The following is a 19,934-nucleotide window of genomic DNA, read 5'->3' on the forward strand; positions in this document are numbered from 1 at the left end:
ACGCAATGTCCTACGCGCACACCGACCACGTCCCGCAAAGCTTCTGGACCCGCTATGTCTGGAGCCAGGACCACAAGGTCATCGCCGTGCAGTATTCGCTGACGGCCATCGCCATCGGCCTGGTCGGCCTTGTGTTGTCGGACCTGATGCGGTTGCAGCTCGGCTTTCCGGGCAAGTTCAGTTTCATCGACGCCAACCACTACTACCAGTTCGTCACCATGCACGGGATGATCATGGTGATCTACCTGCTGACGGCGCTGTTTCTGGGCGGCTTCGGCAACTACCTGATCCCGCTGATGCTGGGCGCCCGCGACATGGTGTTCCCGTTTCTCAACATGCTGAGCTACTGGGTCTACCTGCTGGCCGTGCTGGTGCTAGTGGCGAGCTTCTTCGTGCCAGGCGGGCCGACCGGCGCGGGCTGGACGCTGTATCCACCCCAGGCCATCCTGCCGGGCACGCCGGGCGTGGAATGGGGCATCGTGTTGATGCTGGTGTCGCTGGCGATCTTCATCGTCGCGACAACGATGGGCGGCTTGAATTACGTCACCACCACGCTGCAGGCGCGCACGCGCGGCATGACGCTCATGCGCATGCCGCTCACGGTGTGGGGCATCTTCATGGCGACCATCATGGCGCTGCTGGCGTTTCCGGCGCTGTTCGTGTCGGCGGTGATGATGCTGCTCGACAGGACACTCGGCACCAGCTTCTTCATACCGGCCGTGGTGTCGATGGGGCAGACGCTCAAGCATGCCGGCGGCAGCCCGCTGCTGTTCCAGCACCTGTTCTGGTTCTTCGGGCATCCGGAGGTCTACATCGTCGCGCTGCCGGCCTTTGGCATCGTGTCGGACCTCATCAGCACGCACGCGCGCAAGAGCATCTTCGGCTACAAGATGATGGTGTGGGCCATCATCATCATCGGTGTGCTGAGCTTCGTGGTCTGGGCGCACCACATGTTCATCGCCGGCATGAATCCGTACTTCGGCTTCTTCTTTGCCACCACCACGCTCATCATCGCCATCCCGACCGCCCTCAAGGTCTACAACTGGGTGCTGACGCTGTGGCGCGGCGATATCCACCTGACCGTGCCGATGCTGTTTGCCATCGGCTTCATCAGCACCTTCGTCCTGGGTGGGCTGACCGGGCTCTACCTCGGCAACGTGAGCGTGGACATTCCGCTGTCGAACACGTACTTCGTGGTGGCGCACTTCCATATGGTGATGGCCGTGTCGCCGATCCTGGTGGTGTTTGGCGGCATCTACCACTGGTATCCGAAGGTGACGGGCCGCATGCTCAACGACACGCTCGGGCGCGTGCACTTCTGGGTCACCTTCCTCGGCACCTATGCGATCTACTTCCCGATGCACTATCTCGGCATCCTGGGCATGCCGCGGCGGTATTACGCGTATGAGGGCTACAGCTTCATTCCACCTTCGGCGCAAACGCTCAACACGTTCATCACCGTCATCGCGCTGATCGTTGGGGCGGCGCAGTTGCTGTTCTTGTACAACCTGGCGTGGAGCCTGGTGCGCGGCAAGCGTGCCGACAGCAACCCGTGGCGGGCCACCACGCTGGAATGGCAGACGCCGCAAACGCCGCCAGTGCATGGCAACTGGGGCGCCGCGCCGCCCGTCGTCTACCGCTGGGCGTACGAATACAGCCCGCCGGGGCACGAGGAAGACTTCGTCCCGCAAAACCAGCCGCCTGCGACGGCGCCTGAACCGGCCCACCCGGCACTTCAACCCGGCGAGGCACGCGGATGACCACACTGCCCCGCTCCTTCGTTCCTGACACGCCACCTGTCTTGCCGAATGCGAGCCGCATCGGCCTGATCGTCTTCATGGCGGTGGCAACGACATTGTTTTCACTGCTGCTGCTCGCCTATGGAATGCGCATGCGCGAGCCCGACTGGCAGCCGATCCCGCGTCCGGCGCTGCTGTGGTGGAACACCGGCGCGCTGGTGCTGGCAAGCATTGCCATGCAGCGTGCCCGGCAGATGACCCTACACCGCGCGGCGTGGCTGGTGTCCAGCGGTGTGCTGGCGGCCGTGTTCGTGATCGGACAACTGACCGTCTGGCGCATGCTGTCGGCGGCAGGGCAGACCGTCACCGTCAATCCTTCCAATAGCTTCCTCTACCTGCTCACCGGCCTGCACGGGTTGCATGTGCTGGGCGGGCTGGTGGCCTGGGCGGTGACGATCGCGCGTCTCCAGCGCGGGGACCCCTTCCGAGCCCAGCGCGCCATCGTGCTGTGCGCCATCTACTGGCATTTCCTGCTGGCTGTCTGGCTCGTGCTGCTGGCGGCGATGTGGTGGATCACCCCTGGGTTCGTCGCCGCCATCTGCGGGCCGCTGTATGGAGCCGCGCCATGACCACGCCCACGCTCCCCACCGAATCCGCTGCCACCACGCCCACCGACGCCGGGCCTGACGGCTGGCGCGGCATCGTCACGGACTGGTCGGCCGACCGCCAAGCCTTCAAGGTGCCGTGGGGCAAGGCGATGATGTGGATCTTCCTGCTGTCGGACACCTTCATCTTCAGCAGCTTCCTGATCGGCTACATGACGGTGCGCATGTCGACCACGGTGCCGTGGCCTGACCCTTCCAAGGTGTTCGCGCTCACTGTGGGCGGCGTGGATGTGCCCTTGCTGCTGATCGCCATCATGACGTTCACCCTGATCAGCAGCAGCGGCACCATGGCAATGGCTGTCAACTTTGGCTACCGGCGCAACGCAAAACGCGCCGCCGCACTGTTGCTGGCGACCGCGCTGCTGGGCGCTACCTTCGTGTCGATGCAGGCCTTCGAATGGACCAAGCTGATCTTCCATGAAGGTATCCGCCCCTGGGGCAACCCGATGGGCGCGGCGCAGTTTGGCGCGTGCTTCTTCATGATCACCGGGTTCCACGGCTTTCACGTGAGCTGCGGTGTGATCTACCTGCTGCTGATCGCACGCAAGATCCTGCAGCCGGGGTTTACCGAGCACGGCAACTTCCAGATCGTCGAGATTGCCGGCTTGTACTGGCACTTCGTCGACCTGGTGTGGGTGTTCATCTTTGCGCTGTTCTATTTGTGGTGAGGCAGACCATGGACCACACCGATCCCGCCCATCGACCCGACGCCGCGCACGGCCAGCAGCATCCGATCGGCATCTACCTGAAGATCTGGGGCCTGCTGTTCGTACTGAGCACGATGTCGTACATGGTGGATTACTTCCACGTGCAGGGCCTGCTGCGCTGGGCGCTGATCGTCGTGCTCATGATCGCCAAGGCCGGGCTGATCGTGTCGATTTTCATGCACATGATGTGGGAGCGGCTGGCGCTGGTGTACGCCATCCTGATACCGCCCCTGTGCCTGCTGGTGCTGCTTGTGCTGATGGCTGCCGAAGCGCATCACACCTTCGGCATGCGGGAACTCTTCTTCCACTGACCCCTTCGCCGACCGTCACGCAGCAGCGGGGTTCATGGATCTATCCGCATGGGGCGTGCCTGGAACGCACCGCTCTGAATACAAAACGACCCGACAAATGCCGGGCCGTTTTTGTTTCCTGGCTCGCTGAAAATCTCAGCGAAAAACACCTTCAAATCAGGCGTGCTTCTCACTGAATTCGTTGAGCGGCACAGGCTGCCTGAGCGGATCGAAGTCGGCCCACCGCCCTTGTTGCCAGCGGCCGGTCGCGCGTTCGATCGCCGCGCCTCCCGCATCGCGCAGCACCCGTGCAGCGTCCAACTGGCTGTCCGGCGACACGTGTACGGCCACCAGCACGCCGGAATCACGGGTTTCTTCGTTGCCAGCTTCACGCGTGCGCACCATCGCGCCGACCAATGAACCGACATACGCACTCGCCCCGGCCGCGATCAGCGACACGATAAGCGGCGCCGAAAACGCCGCGAAGATCCCGACGCCGACCACGGCACCAACCGCTGCGCCAATCGTGATGCCTATCTCGGCACCCTTCGGCGCCTCCCTCGCGTTTGCGTCGGCGCTGGTATCGCCGCCGGGCCGAAAACGTGCGTGCTGGCCGGGCGGATTGACGAAAAACAGTGTGACGTCCTCCTCGACGAAACCGGCATTGAAGAGCCGTTGCGCCGCGTCTTCAGCGGCGGGGAATGTCGTAAAGCGTGCTGCGACGATGAGTGACATGTGGCCTCCTTCCATCGTTGACTAGCGGTTGCAGACTATGCCGCCCCACCTCACCCGCGCCGAGGCACAGGTGCATGCGGTGGCACGCGCCGGGACTATGCCGTGGTGCCGCGATCGGGTTCCATGCCGTCCACTCTGAACAGTCCGCTATGTAACACTACGCCTTTGCCGCCGTTCTGGTCGATCGCTTCCGCGCAAACCGAACGGATACGATTGCGGCCGTTGTCGAAAGCAGCCATTAAGGCGGATTCCAGCGCGGAATGGCCGCCGAAATGATCTTCCAGCGCCTCGGCGGTAATTGCGCATTCAACCGGCTCGCCGTCGACGCGCGCCGTAAAGCGCACTGTCAGATTCGCGCCGTCGAAGACCGGCTGGTCGTCGGGAAAAGTGATGTGCATAAGGGAATCCTCATAGGCTGGCCGCAGCGGCATCGCACTCATGGCGAACCCTTCATTGCGCCAGCGAATTGCTGCGCCCTCGCGAGGTGACGTTTGATGGTCGGCAACGCGTGCGTGGCTGCGGCCTTCAATTGCGCATCGTCGGCCTTGACGAAAGCCTGGGCCTGCGGCAGCAACCGGATCGTGTCGCCGTTCACCACACCGCCTGGCAGAACGACCGCGTCGAAGCCGTCGACGGCGAGCACCGCCACCTTGTAGCCATTCAGCCTGTTAGCCATGCGTTTTCGCCTTCAACGTCGATGCAGGGAGCGGGCCCCTGACACCGCATGTTTCCTTCGTCTCCCTACTTAGTCCGCAAAAAATATGCCCACACAGAAGCGCGCGGAAAGCGACGCGCCGTTTGCCGGGCGGGCAGGGTCTTTAGTGACCCGTCGGGTCCTCGTCGAGGCCGTCATCGTCGGCGGCCAATGGGTCGTCGATTCGATCTGGTTCAATGTCGGCGTCGTCGACGCCGTCGGCCGCATCCCGCGGCGCACGGTACGCGCGCCGGGCACCGCCATTGCTTCCAGCGAGACACCGGCGCAACCCGCGCCTCCCGCCTGAAACTTCCACCTACAACGATGGCTGCCACGACCGACCCGCGGGCAATCGAACGCGGACTCCACTGCGAGCTAAAAGATTAATTATCGATCCGCTGACAGGTCTGCCGCGGACAACCCTCCTACCTCTCAGCAACTGACGTGCCTCAAGGGTCTCTTGCACGTACAGTTCATCACGCCACGTCGTCGCCAGAACGAGGATCATCCGTCGGGGTGGCGATAGCCATGCGGCGCTATCAGTCTCGCGAGCTGGAGGACTAGAATGAATTATCCGAATCAATCGGGAGAGAAATTGTGCAACTTCACATGGATTCCCATCATTTCACACACGGCCAGCCCGACTGGCGGGCAGCCGTGCTGGCAGGCGTCATCGCAGGCGCTGTGTTCCTGGCGTTAGGGGTTATCCTGATGGCACTGACGACGGGCGGAAGTCTGCTGGAGCCCCCACGCATGGTCGCCGCGATCATGCTGGGACGAGGCGCATTGCAATCGCCGCAAGCATTCTCAATTGGCATCGTGCTCGCGGCCTTTGTGGTGCATTTTGCCCTTGCCATCGTATTGGCGCTTATCCTCGGTCTGATCATGACGTCATTCAACCTTGACTCGAGCATGGGGATGGCTTCACTGGCGGGTGGCGCTTTCGCTGCAGCCGTTTACCTGATTAATTTCTACGGCATGACACGGTTTTTTCCGTGGTTCGCAGAAGCGCGCAACTGGGCCAGCCTGTTCGTTCACATCGTCTTCGGTATCGTGACGGCGAACCTGTACATGAGACTGGAGCGCAACACATCCCGCAGGGTCAAGGCGGACGCGGGCGGCCCGTCGTAGTCCGGTGCCGTGCTGATCGACCGGTCTCCAGAGCAGATAAGGCTCGCCGCGCAACAACATGAGCACCTCGTCGAGATCGTCATGCTCGGCCACTCCGGTGAAAGCGCCGGTCGACATGTGCGAGGATGCTGCGCGATAGACGCGTCGCGCGTCCCTGAATCATCCGGTCGGAGACGCGTGAGAGCACATACGACGCGGCGAGCACCGCCAGCACCGTCGCGACGAAGAGCACGAGCGACGTCTCCCGGCCGCTCTGCCCGAACACGCCCTCGAAAAAGTGCAACGTCGCGTAGACGCAGATGAAGTGCCACAGGTAGATACCGTAGCTTTCGCGGCCCAGCGCGTCGGCACAGCGACGGATGTACGCCCCGCGAGCATCGTCGCCCGATTGGGAAACTGGAACGACAGGTGTACTGCAACGACACCGACGATCGCGAGCGCCCGGCCGCCGTCGAGCGCGGCAACACGTCCTTTTTCCATCGATACGTCCTCCTCGCGGTTCGTGCCGCCCGATCAGGCGGCCGCGAGCTTCGTGGACAAGGCGCGGTTCGCGGAAGTTCCTACTTTTTTGCTACAGGATGGCCGTGGACCGCGACACGCGCGATTCGATCGGTGGTGCCGCGACGCATCGCCGTGAATGTCGTTGATCTGCAACCACTCGGCGTGATGCAGCTTCCAACCCAACCGCGCTGATCGGTTCATGCGATCATCAGCAATGGCTCGACGAACCGTTCGCATCCGATTTCATTTTCCTAGCCGGGGACCCGAAGCCGTGCTTCGCGGTTGCGGGGTGGATCACTGCGACCCGCATTTCCGATCACCAGCCGCTCTGGTTCGACCTGCGCTGCCCCGTGAAACCAGACACCAGTAAGCCCGAGCGGCCATCGAATCACGCCGGGCGTATCGTATCGCGCTGGGTCAACGGGCTTGCTGTGGCACGGAACTACCGGCTTGCATGGCTGCCCCACGACGCGATCGCGGGCCTCAGCCTGAGCGCCGTCCTCGTGCCTGCGGGAATGGCCTACGCGGAAGCCGCCGGTTTGCCCGCCGTATCCGGGCTCTATGCATCGTTCGCGGCGCTGCTTGCCTACGCCCTTTTCGGCCCGAGCCGGATCCTCGTACTGGGTCCGGACTCCGCGCTGGTCGCGCTGATCGCCGCGAGCGTCGCGCCGCTTGCGCACGGCAATACGGAGCACGCGCTTGCCCTCGCGGGCGGCCTTGCTCTACTGTCCGGCGCAATCTGCATGGTGGTCGGCATGCTTAAGCTGGGCTTCGTCACCGAACTGCTGTCGTTGCCGATCCGCTACGGCTATCTCAACGGCATCGTGCTGACGATCGTACTCGGACAAACACCCAAGTTGCTGGGCTTCCAGGTGCACGGCGCTTCATTCCTGCAGCAGGTGCGCGAACTCGTGAGCGGCGTAGTCGCGGGCAAGACCAATGAACTGGCCGTTACGATCGGCGTCGCGGCGCTCGTCGTGATCCTGGGCTGCAGGCGCTACTTGCCAAAGGTGCCCGGCGTGCTCATTGCGGTCGCGGGTGCGTCAGTAGCGGTCGCCGCGCTGGATCTCGCAAAGCGCTTCGGGATTGCGGTCGTCGGCAACGTGCCGCAAGGGCTGCCGGCGCTGCGCACTCCGGCGCTCGCACTCAACGAATGGGCGGCGCTTCTCGGCGGTGCTGCCGCCGTCGCGCTCGTTTCGTTCACCGATATCAGCATCCTGTCGCGCACCTATGAGGCGCGCAGCGGGGAAGCAGTCAATCGCAACCAGGAATTCGTCGCGCTTGGGCTCGCGAACATCGCGGCGGGCATCGCGCATGGGTTCGCCGTGAGCGCGAGCGGTTCGCGCACACCGGTCGCGGAGGCGGCGGGGGCGAAGACGCAGGCGACGGGTGTCGTCGCCGCGTTGATCGTCGCGGGGCTGTTGCTGTTCACTCCACAGGCACTGCGTAACACACCGCAGGCAGCACTTGCCGCGGTCGTTATCGCCGCCTGTCTCGGGCTGCTCGAGGTGCGCGGCATGTGGCGGCTTTATCGACTCAGGCCGAGCGAGTTCGTGCAATCGATCGTTTGTCTGGTCGGCGTCGCGATGATCGGGGTCGTGAACGGCATCGGCGTTGCGCTTGCGCTCGCGGTTCTCGGCTTCCTGTGGCGCGGGTGGCGTCCGTATTCCGCTGTGCTTGGTCGCGTCGATCAGATGAAGGGCTATCACGATGCCGCCCGCCATCCGGAAGCCCGCCGCATTCCCGGGCTCGTCCTGCTGCGATGGGATGCGCCGCTTTTCTTCGCAAACACGGAGATTTTTCGCGAGCGCATGCTGCAGGCAGTGCGCGAAGCGCCGACGAAAACCGCGTGGATCGTGATCGCAGCTGAGCCGGTGACAGACGTTGACCTCAGCGCCGCCAATTCGCTCGCCCGACTCCATGACGAACTGCTTGCCTTGAACGTGACGCTATGCTTCGCGGAGCTGAAGGGGCCTGTGAAGGACAGCCTGAAGCATTACGGCCTGTTCGAGATGATCGGCGAGCAACACTTCTTTCCTACTGTCGGGCAGGCGGTGAACCGCTATCTGGAGTCGCATCCGGTCGGTTGGCACGACTGGGAGGATGAGGCGTAGGCGTGCCGCACGGTGACCGCACAGGCCTGCTCCGCACAAGTGAGACGCTCAACGGCGATGTTTTGTGCGGCCGTCGGTGGGCGCCACGCCATACCCCGTGGCTCGCCTTGATGAACCGACATCTACTTGCGGTAACTTCATGAAACGGCGGCGTGTGGTGAACGGCGTCGATCGCGGCGCTGGCACTAAACTATTAGTGTCGGTATCGTCCGAGGAGGTGTCCATCGATGGCAATCGAAGTCAAGGATCCCAACTACGAGTTCGGCGAGAAAGCGGCATATGTCACCGTCAACGGCGTCAAGTATGCGGTCGTGCGCGCGGACGCCTGGTTCGACCAGATCGGGTCCGGGAACGCCCCTGCGCCGTGTGGCAAATCGCTGTCGGTTCCGCTGGGGGACGCAATCAAGGGCAGTGGAAAATTTTACGGCGTGAAAACTGTCAAGCTCGCCCTCAACCCGGTCCATCCGGCCTATCACGCAGCGGTGCACAGGGCGACTTACTACCCTGCAGATCATGTGACGTTCACGGCCGTCTCCAGGAAGAAGCTGCGCCCTGGCAGTTCGGCGCATAGCAAAACCGGCCGTGTCGGGCGTGGCAAGGTCGGCGTGGGCGGCATGCGTACCAAGTCGCACGGCTGACGGCGCGCGGGTCGAGTCGCATCCTCTCCAGTTCGAGGAACTAGCGGGACGCGTCCCGCATTTCTTTGGTCGCCTTCGTCTTGTCCTTCCGCCAGCTTAGGAAGTTAGTCACCGCAGCCACGATGAACGTCACGATAGTGGAGGCCGACGACGCAATGAGTGTCTTTTCCTCAGTATCTAGCGAAGGCGTTGTCGGTTGGTATTGGGAAGCGGATGAGAATGGGACTGCCGGGGCGCTTCCCGACAAGGCTTGTGATGCGCTTTTCAACTGCACGACGGTTACTTGCGGCAGCTGGTTCGCCGACATGTAACGCACGAATAGGGCGGCTGTTATGCAAAAAAAGCCCACAAAGAGACCAAGGAATAACCGACAAAACAGCTCGACCCTAGTGGAGTTTGCCACGCCTGCCTCCGTCTTCGTCGACGGTTACCGCACCCTTATATTGCGCCAGAATCTCGCGCGCCGCGAGTCGACATTGGAAGGCGATGCGAACCTCTTTCTCCCTGTCCGCAGGCGCGATCTACGTGGCTTGCGAATACTTCGAAATTCGCTGCTGCGATGGCACCGGTGCACTGAACTGTTCCCCAGCCACGTTGCCTAATTTTCGCGATCCTCGCTGAATTGCCCCGTCGGGCACCGAGCAGGCGGCGCTGCGGTTTAAATTTGTCGGAAGAAACTATGAGTGGATCACCATGCGAAAACTCACCCCCGCCGGCCAGCAATTGATCGAAGAAGTAGCCCAGCGACATGGGTTCAGCACGGATGCCGTGATGAGCATGCTGGAGTCTGTGATTCGCGGTAACGGCAGCATGGCCCAGTTCAATCACCCCGAATTTGGTGGCTCCGGCCAGTGGATGCAGGGGGGAATGACCATGGTCTCCGACATGTTCAACAACTACCTGAAAGACCGGGTCGATGGGCTCTGTTTCGAGCTTTCCCGCCTGATGGCAAATCAGCCCGACCTTATTCGCAGCGGCAGCTTCCAGTCGCAGAGCCAGGGTACTCAGCAGCAGGGCAACGACGGCGGCGGCCAGCAACAACAGCAGAGCGCTGGTTACGGTGGCAGCAACCAGCAGGAGACTGCAGCCGGACCGGTCGGACCGGTGAGTCTGTTCGTTCCGCCCGTCCCCGGCACCTCTGGCGACTGGTGGCCCGCTGATCTGGGGCGGCCCAACAGCACCGGCGCACAGAACGACGTCCGCTATGCCTACTTCGCACAGCCCCGGCGCCTGGCGATCGAAGTGAACGGCAAGGTGACGGTTTACGATACGCTCGATCACCAGATCAGCGGCTTCTCACAGCAGCAGTCCCGCGGCGCGTCCCTCACATTTGCGAGCCAGCACGGCTTGGTTGCTGTCGCCAGCCTGGCGGTTGTCTCGGTCGGTGGGGTTCCGCAGCCGGCGTCGCCGCCGGTGCAGGAGGAGCCTGTCAGCACTCCGTCGGTCGCCCGCGAGGCGGACGTGTTCGCCACCATAGAGAAGCTCGCCCAACTGCACGCGAAGGGGATTCTCAGCGATGAGGAGTTTGCCGCCAAGAAGGCGGAACTGCTGAGCCGTTTGTGAGCGTCCCGTCATCGCGCAGCGCACCCGGGGCACGATTTCTACTTGGCTGAAACGCTCACACAGGGACGGGCACATCGCCCGGTTGATTGCTCAGTAAGAAGCGACTCGACTTGTTCCTGTAGGTCCAAAATCGGCCCTCTCCGGTCATACGCGGCTGCGCTAGCACGACGGCCGCTTCCAATGCACAGCGGCCATCCGTGCTGTCATGTCGGCTGCCTCGTACTCGGCGGCCCTTGCAGTCATCTGCACCCAATCGCGTCCCGCGCTCCACGAGTGGCCGCTTACGAGCGGCCCCCAACACCGGAGCCGACTCGTTTCAGCCTGTCATGCGAACGCCTTCAATTGAAGTGGGTGAATCGACAACGAAGCAATTGTGGCCAACGCGCTGACCAGGGCAAGATTATTTCAACTGCTTTAATGGCGGCAGTAATCGATTGCGCATGATCGCGACCACCGGAGGGATAGCGCGCCGCGCATTATTCACTACAGGAGTCGCGAAGGCCTGCAGGGCCCCCGCGTCAAGACGCTGCAGTAGAAAGTTGGCGCCCGTGGAACTCGATCCAATCATATCTCCGTGATTGTTCAAGTCCATGATAAAAGACAGGTCTTGCCCCACAGGAAAATTGACGACCAGATCGGCCAAATTCAAGCGCACGCCAGGTCGGGGCACAATGTAACTGATACTGGAACTAAAAATTTGCGTGATGACGATCAGCTTGTTGTCATTGAAGAGCAAGCGATTGCTTGAGTCGGTCTCGACAAAGTAGGTATAAAAGACGCCGTTGAGCCCCCATACCCCTACGCGCTCATGGTAAGGCGATCCGAGGGTGAACGAGTAGCCGAGAACATCGCCGTCTTGGTCAATAGCCTGGCCCCAGGCTAGCGTTTCAGTTGGATCCCCCGGAAACGGATTGAGGATCGTGGCGTTGCCGTTGCGTGAGTCGAAACGGAAGCCCCGAGCTCCATTGAAGATACCAGGGCCCTCGATTCCCTCGATGATTACGTTATTGTTTATGCACCTACAATTTCCTGTAAACGAAAAAAAGGGATTTGTAATGCTCTGCCCGAAGTTGATCGGCGTCGCCGTGCCGCCGCGGTAAAGCACAAAGGTTCGTCCACCTGAAGCATCGTCTGACTCCACCAGAGCCGTGTCGTTGTCGTTAAGTGCGATGACACCGGCAGACACCTCTCCCGGCTGCGGCGGAACGAGCTTGACTAGGCCTCCTTGGAATAAGGCGGCGCGAAAGATGAAATTAACGGGGTCGACTAGGATGCTACCGCCAATAGTGCCGCGTGCGTTGACAGGGCCGGCGAAACTGCCTGGAGGAACGGGGGGAAGAACGGTCAACTCCCCGTCTTTGAAGTAGGCGAACTGGGTAACGTCGCACACGGCATCACATAGGGTGCCGTAAACCCGACCGCTGTCCTGGATCGCGCTGGGGAAAAACGAGGTAAATCCAGTTGGCAGCGCGATTTGGTCGAGTGAGACATAACGATAGCGAGCCTCCTGACCAGCCGCCTGCGCATGGCCCACAACGGCCCAAAAATTAAGGGTTAGGGCCAGTAAAACCCAACCGAAGCGATATATAGAAAAGTATGGCATGGCTCGTCTCTTGATCGAAAGGGCGAGCACGATCGTGCGCCAATGCGACAATCGAAATATCGATGTTCGACATGCGCGGGCAATGCCGACCTGCAAGAGCCGTATCCACATCGGTGCCTTTTTCATTACTTCACTCCTTATGGCGTAGGCTGGCGCGGCGGCGGAACTTGTTCGAGCGGGCCGTGTTGCAGCAAGAGATTCCTCTCTGAGCCCAGCGCCACGATGTCAGAATTCAAGAATGCCTGGGACGTCGCAAGGCTGGTATGCTCAGAACGTTGTAAGCAGGGACTTCTGAGTCACTTACTGACGATGACGTTTAGGGTATAAGACCGCGATGAGTTGGCGCGAATGGTAACGCTGTGAGACGTAGAAGAGTCGGAGGCCATCAGCGTTCAAAGTTCGAGCATTTCGCGCTTACGCTCGCCCACTCGTAGCCGTCAACAGAGGTGAAGCGCTCTCCGGCAACGACGCCAACTCTTTTTGCGGAATCCAACTAGCGTTCGAGCGACGGTCCATACGCCATTACGGGGCGCAAAACTATTCCGAACGCCTATTGGTTGCTAGCGAGATTGGCTAGCAACCAGCCCATTTTCAGGCTTCGTATTTTTTTACTCTGCAAATCCAACATGTCGTCTTCTATTGGTTTGCTGCATTAAATTAGAAGACCCGAGACCCGAAACCCGACGCCGGCGACCAGCGCTGGCCCCTGAGATAGGCTAGGTCATTTTCTTGTGCGCGATCCGCCAAGTTAGCCGCCTTCGCCGCCTCCACACCACCCGAAAAACGGTGCTGGCTTTTAATTCATATCAGCAATCAATCGCACGGGTAACTCTCGATTGGACCAGTTACGGCTTTATCGTAGATGCAAGGGCGCCATACGGATAATTGTTGCCAGTCGCCCGCGCCTGTTCGCGCCGCACGATACCGGTCATTCGTAAGCGCTAGTTAAAGCACACCGGATCGTCAGATGCGAGAACAGGGGCAAGCCCGTCTACTTTTTGCCCCAGTTGTTCCACGCCATGCGCAGCAGCGTCGAGTTGGCTGCCCGTCGGTCGAACAGTTCGGCATCGAAGTCGTCGCCCGCCCATGTTCTATAACGCTTCGCTTCGTCGCTATCTGGCTCCAGACTTAGAACGCGCAACATCTCGGCATATCCGTAGGTGCCACCCACGTCCTCGGGCGGACAGGCACGTTCTCCAGCACCAATCCACGCCTCGCTGTGCGGCTGATGGTCGGTTTGAGTGACTTCTTCCACGTGAATGTCATGATGCCAGTCATCGCCAAAGTCATATCGGTAGAGGAACCGGTGTCCCGGGTATGCAATCCGGCATAACCGCGCCTTGCGGTCATCGAGCATTTCGGGATCTTCAGCAAACAGATCGAGCATGTTGTCGTTGTCGCCCATCGCGTAAATCCGCCCGTCGATCTCGAAGTCGTGCAAATGCGAGTCGGTCCACCCAAAGGCGGCTTGCAGGATGTGATGCAGCTTGCGCAAGGTGATGTTGCCGTCGACGTGGATCCGTCGCCAGACGGGCGGTTCGATGTCACGGATCTGCGCATGAAGTGTGTAGATGGTGTAGGACTTGGTCATGGATTCGTGCAAAGCATCGTATTGGGCGCAGGCAGGATTCGATTATCGCCTGGCGTCGCAATCGACTGCGTCTGCCGTGCTGGGTGCCGGGACCTATGCTGTACGCCGTCCGGAAACCGACACGGATTGCGTCAGGCGGATGTTTGCGTCGACGCGGGTCGTATCGCGAAGTTGAACGGGAGGAGATCCGTGATGTCTGCATCGGGCGGCCGTTGTGGCAGCTCGGTGAGCACATGCAAGAGATAGGCATAGGGTTCGACGTTGCACGCGCGGCACGTGAGCACCAGGCTATAGATCATCGCGCTGGCCTTCGCACCGGCAACGGTGTCACTGAACAGCCACGAGGATCTGCCCGTGCAGAATGGCCGGATGTCGCGCTCGATCACGTTGTTATCGATTGGCGCGCGTCCGTCGTTCACATAGCGGCTGAGGTATGTCCACTGGTTGCGCGTATATGAGATCGCTTTGCCCAGCAGGTTCTCGGGAAGAATCTGCGGCGCCTGTTCGTCGAGCCATTTCTGCAACGACTCAAGCAGCGGCACGCTGTGCTGCTGACGCAACCGGAAGGTGTAATCGACCCGCGCCTCACCTTCGGGCAGATCGCCCTTTGCGAGTGTTTCTACCTGGTAAAGCGCCTTGAAGTATTCCAGCCCGTGTGCGGCACGACCGCCTGGTTTCTTCATGCCCTTGAGGGCATCCACGAAGGCGCGCCCTGCGTGTGCCAGGCAACCAAAGTGCATCGGGCCTTCGAGCGTCCGCCAGGCTGCATACCCGTCGGTCATCAGCAGACCTTTGTAGCCGGCGAGGAACGCCCGGGGATAGTCCTGCCCGCGCCCCGGTTGGTAGTCGAACAACACGACGGGCTCAGGGCAGCCTTCGGCGCTGCGATACACCCACATATACGAGGTGCTCTGGGCGGCTCTGCCCGGCTCCTTGAGCACCTGTACCGTCGTCTCGTCGCCGTGGACCAACTGCTGCGATAGCAGTGTTCTGCGCAGTGCCTCGTACAGACGGCTGTAGTGCAACGCGGCAGGCCTGATGATCCAGTTCGCCAGCGTGCCGCGCCCGACTTCGATGTCCGCGCGTGCCAGCGCATGGGCCATCCGGTATAGCGGCGTGCCGTCAACGTATTTACCCGCAGTGACCGTGGCGATCATCGCCGCACTCGCATTGCTGCCCGGCAAGGGCTGCGCGGGCATCGGTGCCGTGATCACCGGCGTGTGCTCCGCGTGACGCTCGCAGTGGCGGCATGCATATTTGAAGCGCACGTGCTGAAGCACCGATGCCTTGACTTCGATATGCAACTGTTCGCTGACCTCTTCGCCCATGCGGTGCAGTGCGTGCGCGCAGCACGGACATACCTTCGCACTTTCGGGCAGATCGTATTCGATGCGCTGACGCGGCAGGTGCGCCGGTAACGGCTTACGTCCCGGTTTGCTTCTCGTGAGTGCCGGCGCATCCGGCAGACCCGTGTCGGGCAGCACAAATGCGTCGCCAGTGGCGTCGGCGTCCATGTCGTCGGCCTCGGTACTGGCGATCTGTTCGGCCTCGTCGAAGACGCGATCCTTGAGCTTCTCGCTGCTCGGGGCGAAGCGCCTGCTCTGCGCGAGACGGAACTGCTCTTCAAGCTGGGTAATCCGTTCGCCCAGCTGCCGGTTGCGTGTCTCGAGCTCACGGATATAGGCCTGGGCGGCCGGCGGCAATCGGGAGAAGTCGTCCCCGTTCATGCCTCCACGATAGCGAAGTGTCGCCCGCGATGGGTTTACGGGAATTTGTAACAGGCAGGCCGCACAGTATTGCTGACGGGCGGCCCCGATGCTCAACTGGCGTGACGGTACGACCGTACCGGATGGCGGCGTACAGCATCAATGTCGATACCCTCCAGGAGCCAGTGCAACTGCTCGCTCGTCAGCTTGACGACGGTCTGCTGCCGGCGCGGCCATACGAAGTGGTCTTCCTCGAGGCGCCTCAACATCATCCAGAAACCGTTGCGATCGTAGAACAGCAGTTTGACCCGGTTGCGTTTGCGGTTGTGGAAGGCGAAGACGGCGCGAGCAAACGGGTCGAGCTGCATGGACTGCTCGACGAGCGTCACGAGGCTATTGATGCCGGCCCGGAAGTCGATCGGTTCGCGATGCAGGAAGACCGCCAGGTCCGCCTCGAAGCGGAACATCAAGGTGCTCCCAATGCAACGACCACGGCATTGATGATTGCAACGTCGCCTGCTGAACATTCGAGCTCAAGGTTCACGCCGTTGGGCAGGTGAGCCGTCAGCCGTGCCGGTCGTGTTGACGGGGGCGCAGCGCAGGATTATTCGGCACTGGTGGCCCGTTGCGACGCGGGTGCGGGCGCGCACGCCATGACCGGCGTCGGCTCGTCGATCGTAACGACCGGCGCAAACGCCGACAGTGCGACCGGCGCGTCGTGCCTGACCGGGGCACCGCCCTGTTCACGCGCCCGAACCCACTTATGCAGCTGGTTGGCATTCACGCCGGCCTTAAGGGCGAGGCCCGATAGCGAAGCCCCCGGACGCAGACAGGCTTCAACCAGTCGTCGCTTGTCCATCGGGTCAAAGCTTCGCTTGCCGCCGACGCCAACACGGGTCACTCGCAAGGGCAAAAAGCTCAGGTCATCTTCTGTCATGGATTGCGTCCGCAAAGTAGGGTTGCGGACGCAATCGTGGCCCTTCTCGCTAATGGAAGCTAGGTGTGCGAAATCGCGCGCTTACAATAAAACGGCCAACTCGGTCTTCGCCTGCGGCGTGTATCAAGGACGTAACGTTTTTTCCGTGATTCGTGCCTTTATCGCCTCTGCCGGCGACAGGATGGCCACATGGTCGCCGGTCAGGCACGTGTGGCGTAGTTGTTGCTCTGAATCGTATCCCGAGTCATTGCCGCGGACGGCTCGTCACGATTCGCCTGGTGCTCGTGTGTTGCCTCTCAGACAAGAAAACATGACGACGCGTCCTTTCGCGGATGGCGACATCGCGAATCCGCGCGATAGCTTCTGCTGACGCCACGGTTTTCCATTTTGAAACGAAAACGAGGTCATGATGACGGACAAAACCACGAGCCACTGGATGTCGACGCGCCGGCGCTTCCTCAAAGCGGCGCTGCAAAGCGGTAGCGTTGCGCTTTTGAGCAGGGCGGTGCCGACGCTTTCGCGGATAGCGCTATTCACGCCTGCTGGTTTGGCTGTGACTGTGCGAAATGCTGCTGCAGGCGGCTTCAGCGATTGGAGTCAGCACGCGCGCGCTGCCGATGCCTCCTTCGGTGAGAACCCGGACAATACGGAACTACAGGGAATCGTCACGAATCTGGTTGCGCAAAACGTGAGTGTGGTGGAGACCGACACTCAACTGTCCAATTGGCTCGATGACACTCAATTTAGTGCAGCGATGGCAGATGCAACACGCTTCAATCAGATGGTCCATTCGGCGGGGTTGAAAGTCGTGTGGTATTACCCGTCACTTGAAGTGATCAGCAAGGGTGGCGAGAACGGCCCATCGATGTACAAGACCCATCCCGATTGGCTGCAAGTAGGACTTGATGGCCGGGCGAATGTGTTCTATGGCAGCCTGGTGTTCTGGGTGGATCCGGGCGACGAAAGTGCCTGGATGAGTCCGAATGGCCCTTGGAGGCAAGTTTACCTGGACCGCATCAAACTGCTGGTGCAGACCGGCACGGATGGTATCTGGCCTGATGTGCCGATCTATTTCAATGGCGCCGTTGACTGGTGCGATGCCTCATCGTGGGGGGCGGCGGCTTTTAAAGCGGACACCGGCCTCAATCTCCCGTCCGCACCAAACTGGAACGATTCCAGTTTCAGGCGCTGGGTCGAGTGGCGCCACCGGAATCTGAACCAATTCCAGATGGATATCGCCGCTGCGGCGCGTTCGGTCAATCCCGCCATTCAAATCTTCGTTGAGACGGTCACCTGCGATTACCATGACGCCACCCTGATCGGACTGGATGGCGCCTACTTGCGGAAAACCGATGGCATAACCCAGGTCTGGGAAGTCGATGTGCTGAGTAACAGCGATGCGATGCGCTATTCGCAGGAGAATGACTGGATATGCCTGATCGCAATGTACAAGTATGCGAAGGCGGCGAGCGCTGGTAAGCCGGCCTGGGCCTTCAGTTACGGATGGCAGGAGGACGATGCCGTCCAGGTCATGGCTGAGTTACTGGCAGCCGGGTGCAACCCCTATGAGGTTCAGGTGCCCGGGAAGACCGTTGGCGTGGGTGCTGCCATGCGTACGCGCATGTATGCGTTCGTCAATACGAATAGCGCCAGGCTCTTTGATGCCACCTCGCTGGCCAATGTCGCGCTTTACCACTCCAGCGCATCTCGCGATTATGTGAATCCTACTATCGGCAATGGGCTGTTTTGCACCACGACGCAGCCCAGTGCAGCCGCGGCGTGGTGGAGCACCGCCGATACCGATAGTTGCTACCAGCAACAATGGCTCGGCGAGTATCGGGGCACGGTCAAAGCACTCGTGCACGCGCATATCCCTTTCTCGGTACTGACAAGCCCGACTTTCAGTGCAGGCGATCTCACCGGTTACAAGGTATTGCTGCTGCCCGATCTGGAAGCCGTCTCGGATAATGAAGCCGCCATTATCAGGCAGTTCGTCACGGCTGGCGGCACGATCATCATCACCGGCCCGAACCCCACTGGCCTCAACGAATTCGGGGATGCCCGCTCCAACTATGCCCTGGCCGATGCGCTTGGCTTCAATCAGGGAACCGCGCCGCCAGCCAGTCAGAAGCATGCGTTCGGATCTGGCTGGGTCTATTACTTTTCCGATCTTCCTGGCAAGCAGTACCTGATTAATGGCGGGCAGGGCGATTACAATAAAATAATTGGTTCGCTCTTGAGCAGCATCGCACCGGTAGTCACCACTGACGCCGACCGTCGGATCCATCTGGAAGCAAACCAGTTGGGAAGTGAAATCCTCCTGCATTTTACGAACTTCACCTTCACAGCCAACGGTACGTTCCAAGTGTTACCTGCGAGTTTTAACGTATATCTGACGCAACCGGCCGGCAAGACTATAAGTGCCGTGAATATCAGTTCGCCGGACAACAGCACCGCGGCACTCCAGCCGGTAGCGTTTTCCGCGACCGGCAACACTGTCAGTTTTGCCCTGAGCCTTAAGCAATACTCGCTGGTAGTGGTGAGTCTCCAATAGTTCTTCGCTGTTTCGAATGGACAGATCACGCCGGAAAAATCGGAGGAAGTGAGATGCCCCCTGTTTTTCGTCATCTAGGGAAGCGGTGTCAAGCGGCGATATTCCGTTCGTGCCGAGTCGTGGTTGCATTTGTGCAACGTTTTTGCGCATGTTCATTTCGCCCAAGGGGCTCGGTCTGGACAGGCGTAAACGGGTGCCTTCAGGATTCGGACGAAAACGTACGCCAGCGACCCGCAAAGCCTTACGGAGTCCGACCTGCAAAATTCGATTTTGCTTGCGCGCGGGACACGGCCGCGCAGGCGTTTGCCTTCGCGTTCGTCCGTTTGCTTGAGCCCCAGCCCGGCGCGCTGCGCGCGAGCCGCACGAGCTTGGCTCGGGCCACCTCCAGCAAACGACTGTCGGCCGGATACGCGACGGCCTTCTGCTGCACCGTCGCATCAACGATGACCCGCTCGAATTTGGCCGGCGTCACCGTCTTCATCTGCACGGCGGCCACGATCGTCGTCGCCAATAACTCCTCGACACCGGCTTCGCCCAAGGCTTGCCGAAAGCGCACCAGGTTGGTCGGATCGCACGGCGGGCGCGACTGAAAGTACTCCTCGCCGCAGAAAAACTGGAAGTAGACGTTCTCCGCCCAGCGTTCGCACACCGACTCATCGCTCTCGTTGTACGCGTGCTTCAGATAGAGCGTAAGCACTCGATGAGTACCGTCACGATTGACGTTGACGCGCGAGAGGCTTGGCTGCTAGCGAACGGGATCGATTTT

General features: G+C 60.9%; 19 protein-coding genes and 3 pseudogenes. 12 read left to right on the top strand and 10 right to left on the bottom strand.

Annotated features, from left to right (window positions below; all coding sequences use genetic code 11):
- The first annotated feature begins 5 nt into the window (after positions 1-5).
- Genes ctaD through AC3WLT_RS20590 form a run of 4 tightly spaced genes read left to right on the top strand, consistent with a single transcriptional unit; the run spans position 6 to position 3,422 of the window.
- Entirely contained in the window at positions 6-1,760 is a 1,755-nt protein-coding gene (gene ctaD, locus AC3WLT_RS20575; protein ID WP_492593530.1) for a cytochrome c oxidase subunit I, read from the top strand.
- Entirely contained in the window at positions 1,757-2,368 is a 612-nt protein-coding gene (locus tag AC3WLT_RS20580) for a cytochrome c oxidase subunit 3 (protein WP_492593531.1), read from the top strand. Before ctaD ends, AC3WLT_RS20580 begins: the two co-directional genes overlap by 4 nt.
- Entirely contained in the window at positions 2,365-3,072 is a 708-nt protein-coding gene (locus tag AC3WLT_RS20585; RefSeq protein ID WP_492593532.1) for a heme-copper oxidase subunit III family protein, read from the top strand. The genes AC3WLT_RS20580 and AC3WLT_RS20585 overlap by 4 nt, the downstream gene beginning before the upstream one ends.
- Positions 3,073-3,080: 8 nt before the next feature.
- Positions 3,081-3,422, top strand: a complete 342-nt coding sequence (locus tag AC3WLT_RS20590) for a cytochrome C oxidase subunit IV family protein (protein WP_172167237.1) — start codon at positions 3,081-3,083, stop codon at positions 3,420-3,422.
- Between the two features lie 156 nt (positions 3,423-3,578).
- Here the strand turns inward: AC3WLT_RS20590 and AC3WLT_RS20595 are convergent, their stop codons facing one another.
- The 3 genes and pseudogenes from AC3WLT_RS20595 to AC3WLT_RS20605 all read right to left on the bottom strand — a co-directional run.
- Positions 3,579-4,136: a hypothetical protein gene (locus AC3WLT_RS20595; protein ID WP_492593533.1), complete on the bottom strand. Its 558-nt coding sequence runs from the start codon at positions 4,134-4,136 to the stop codon at positions 3,579-3,581.
- A 95-nt stretch (positions 4,137-4,231) separates the two neighbouring features.
- Positions 4,232-4,576, bottom strand: a complete 345-nt coding sequence (locus AC3WLT_RS20600; RefSeq protein ID WP_492593534.1) for a DUF1488 family protein — start codon at positions 4,574-4,576, stop codon at positions 4,232-4,234.
- Positions 4,573-4,767, bottom strand: a pseudogene (locus AC3WLT_RS20605) (hypothetical protein); the annotation flags it as partial. The pseudogene AC3WLT_RS20605 and the gene AC3WLT_RS20600, both read right to left, overlap by 4 nt.
- A gap of 130 nt (positions 4,768-4,897) precedes the next feature.
- Here AC3WLT_RS20605 and AC3WLT_RS20610 point away from each other — a divergent pair.
- Both AC3WLT_RS20610 and AC3WLT_RS20615 read left to right on the top strand, forming a co-directional pair.
- Entirely contained in the window at positions 4,898-5,137 is a 240-nt protein-coding gene (locus tag AC3WLT_RS20610) for a hypothetical protein (protein ID WP_492593535.1), read from the top strand.
- Positions 5,138-5,439: 302 nt separating this feature from the next.
- Entirely contained in the window at positions 5,440-5,961 is a 522-nt protein-coding gene (locus tag AC3WLT_RS20615) for a hypothetical protein (protein ID WP_492593536.1), read from the top strand.
- Between the two features lie 79 nt (positions 5,962-6,040).
- Here AC3WLT_RS20615 and AC3WLT_RS20620 read toward each other — a convergent pair whose 3' ends face one another.
- Entirely contained in the window at positions 6,041-6,244 is a 204-nt protein-coding gene (locus AC3WLT_RS20620; protein WP_492593537.1) for a hypothetical protein, read from the bottom strand.
- Between the two features lie 125 nt (positions 6,245-6,369).
- Here AC3WLT_RS20620 and AC3WLT_RS20625 point away from each other — a divergent pair, with 125 nt between their 5' ends.
- From AC3WLT_RS20625 to AC3WLT_RS20645, 5 genes are all read left to right on the top strand, one after another.
- A complete protein-coding gene (locus AC3WLT_RS20625; RefSeq protein WP_492593538.1) occupies positions 6,370-6,654 on the top strand; it encodes a hypothetical protein in 285 nt (94 codons plus the stop codon).
- Positions 6,655-6,812: 158 nt separating this feature from the next.
- The gene (locus AC3WLT_RS20630) at positions 6,813-8,576 is read left to right on the top strand and encodes a SulP family inorganic anion transporter (protein ID WP_492593539.1); all 1,764 of its coding nucleotides are present in this window, start codon (positions 6,813-6,815) and stop codon (positions 8,574-8,576) included.
- Between the two features lie 227 nt (positions 8,577-8,803).
- Positions 8,804-9,214, top strand: coding sequence for a hypothetical protein (locus AC3WLT_RS20635; RefSeq protein WP_492593540.1), 411 nt, complete (start codon positions 8,804-8,806; stop codon positions 9,212-9,214).
- 122 nt (positions 9,215-9,336) lie between these two features.
- Complete coding sequence (locus tag AC3WLT_RS20640; protein ID WP_172167244.1) at positions 9,337-9,525, top strand: hypothetical protein; 189 nt, start codon at positions 9,337-9,339, stop codon at positions 9,523-9,525.
- A 382-nt stretch (positions 9,526-9,907) separates the two neighbouring features.
- Positions 9,908-10,777 (top strand): SHOCT domain-containing protein, encoded by an 870-nt coding sequence (locus AC3WLT_RS20645; protein WP_492593541.1) that lies wholly within the window; start codon positions 9,908-9,910, stop codon positions 10,775-10,777.
- 400 nt (positions 10,778-11,177) lie between these two features.
- Here AC3WLT_RS20645 and AC3WLT_RS20650 read toward each other — a convergent pair whose 3' ends face one another.
- The 5 genes and pseudogenes from AC3WLT_RS20650 to tnpA all read right to left on the bottom strand — a co-directional run bounded on the left by AC3WLT_RS20650 (position 11,178) and on the right by tnpA (position 16,614).
- Positions 11,178-12,506: a hypothetical protein gene (locus AC3WLT_RS20650; protein ID WP_492593542.1), complete on the bottom strand. Its 1,329-nt coding sequence runs from the start codon at positions 12,504-12,506 to the stop codon at positions 11,178-11,180.
- Positions 12,507-13,371: 865 nt separating this feature from the next.
- A complete protein-coding gene (locus tag AC3WLT_RS20655; protein ID WP_492593543.1) occupies positions 13,372-13,983 on the bottom strand; it encodes a plasmid pRiA4b ORF-3 family protein in 612 nt (203 codons plus the stop codon).
- A 119-nt stretch (positions 13,984-14,102) separates the two neighbouring features.
- Positions 14,103-15,698, bottom strand: coding sequence for an IS66 family transposase (gene tnpC, locus AC3WLT_RS20660; protein ID WP_492593549.1), 1,596 nt, complete (start codon positions 15,696-15,698; stop codon positions 14,103-14,105).
- 92 nt (positions 15,699-15,790) lie between these two features.
- Positions 15,791-16,144 (bottom strand): IS66 family insertion sequence element accessory protein TnpB, encoded by a 354-nt coding sequence (tnpB, locus tag AC3WLT_RS20665; protein ID WP_492593544.1) that lies wholly within the window; start codon positions 16,142-16,144, stop codon positions 15,791-15,793.
- A pseudogene (tnpA, locus tag AC3WLT_RS20670) lies at positions 16,144-16,614 on the bottom strand (IS66-like element accessory protein TnpA). The gene tnpB and the pseudogene tnpA overlap by 1 nt, the downstream one beginning before the upstream one ends.
- A gap of 406 nt (positions 16,615-17,020) precedes the next feature.
- Between tnpA and AC3WLT_RS20675 the strand changes: the two are divergent.
- Complete coding sequence (locus tag AC3WLT_RS20675) at positions 17,021-19,168, top strand: hypothetical protein (protein WP_492593545.1); 2,148 nt, start codon at positions 17,021-17,023, stop codon at positions 19,166-19,168.
- 278 nt (positions 19,169-19,446) lie between these two features.
- Here the strand turns inward: AC3WLT_RS20675 and AC3WLT_RS20680 are convergent.
- Positions 19,447-19,856, bottom strand: a pseudogene (locus AC3WLT_RS20680) (transposase); the annotation flags it as partial.
- Between the last annotated feature and the right edge of the window lie 78 nt (positions 19,857-19,934).

This window comes from Paraburkholderia sp. FW306-2-2C-D06C, assembly GCF_058781505.1.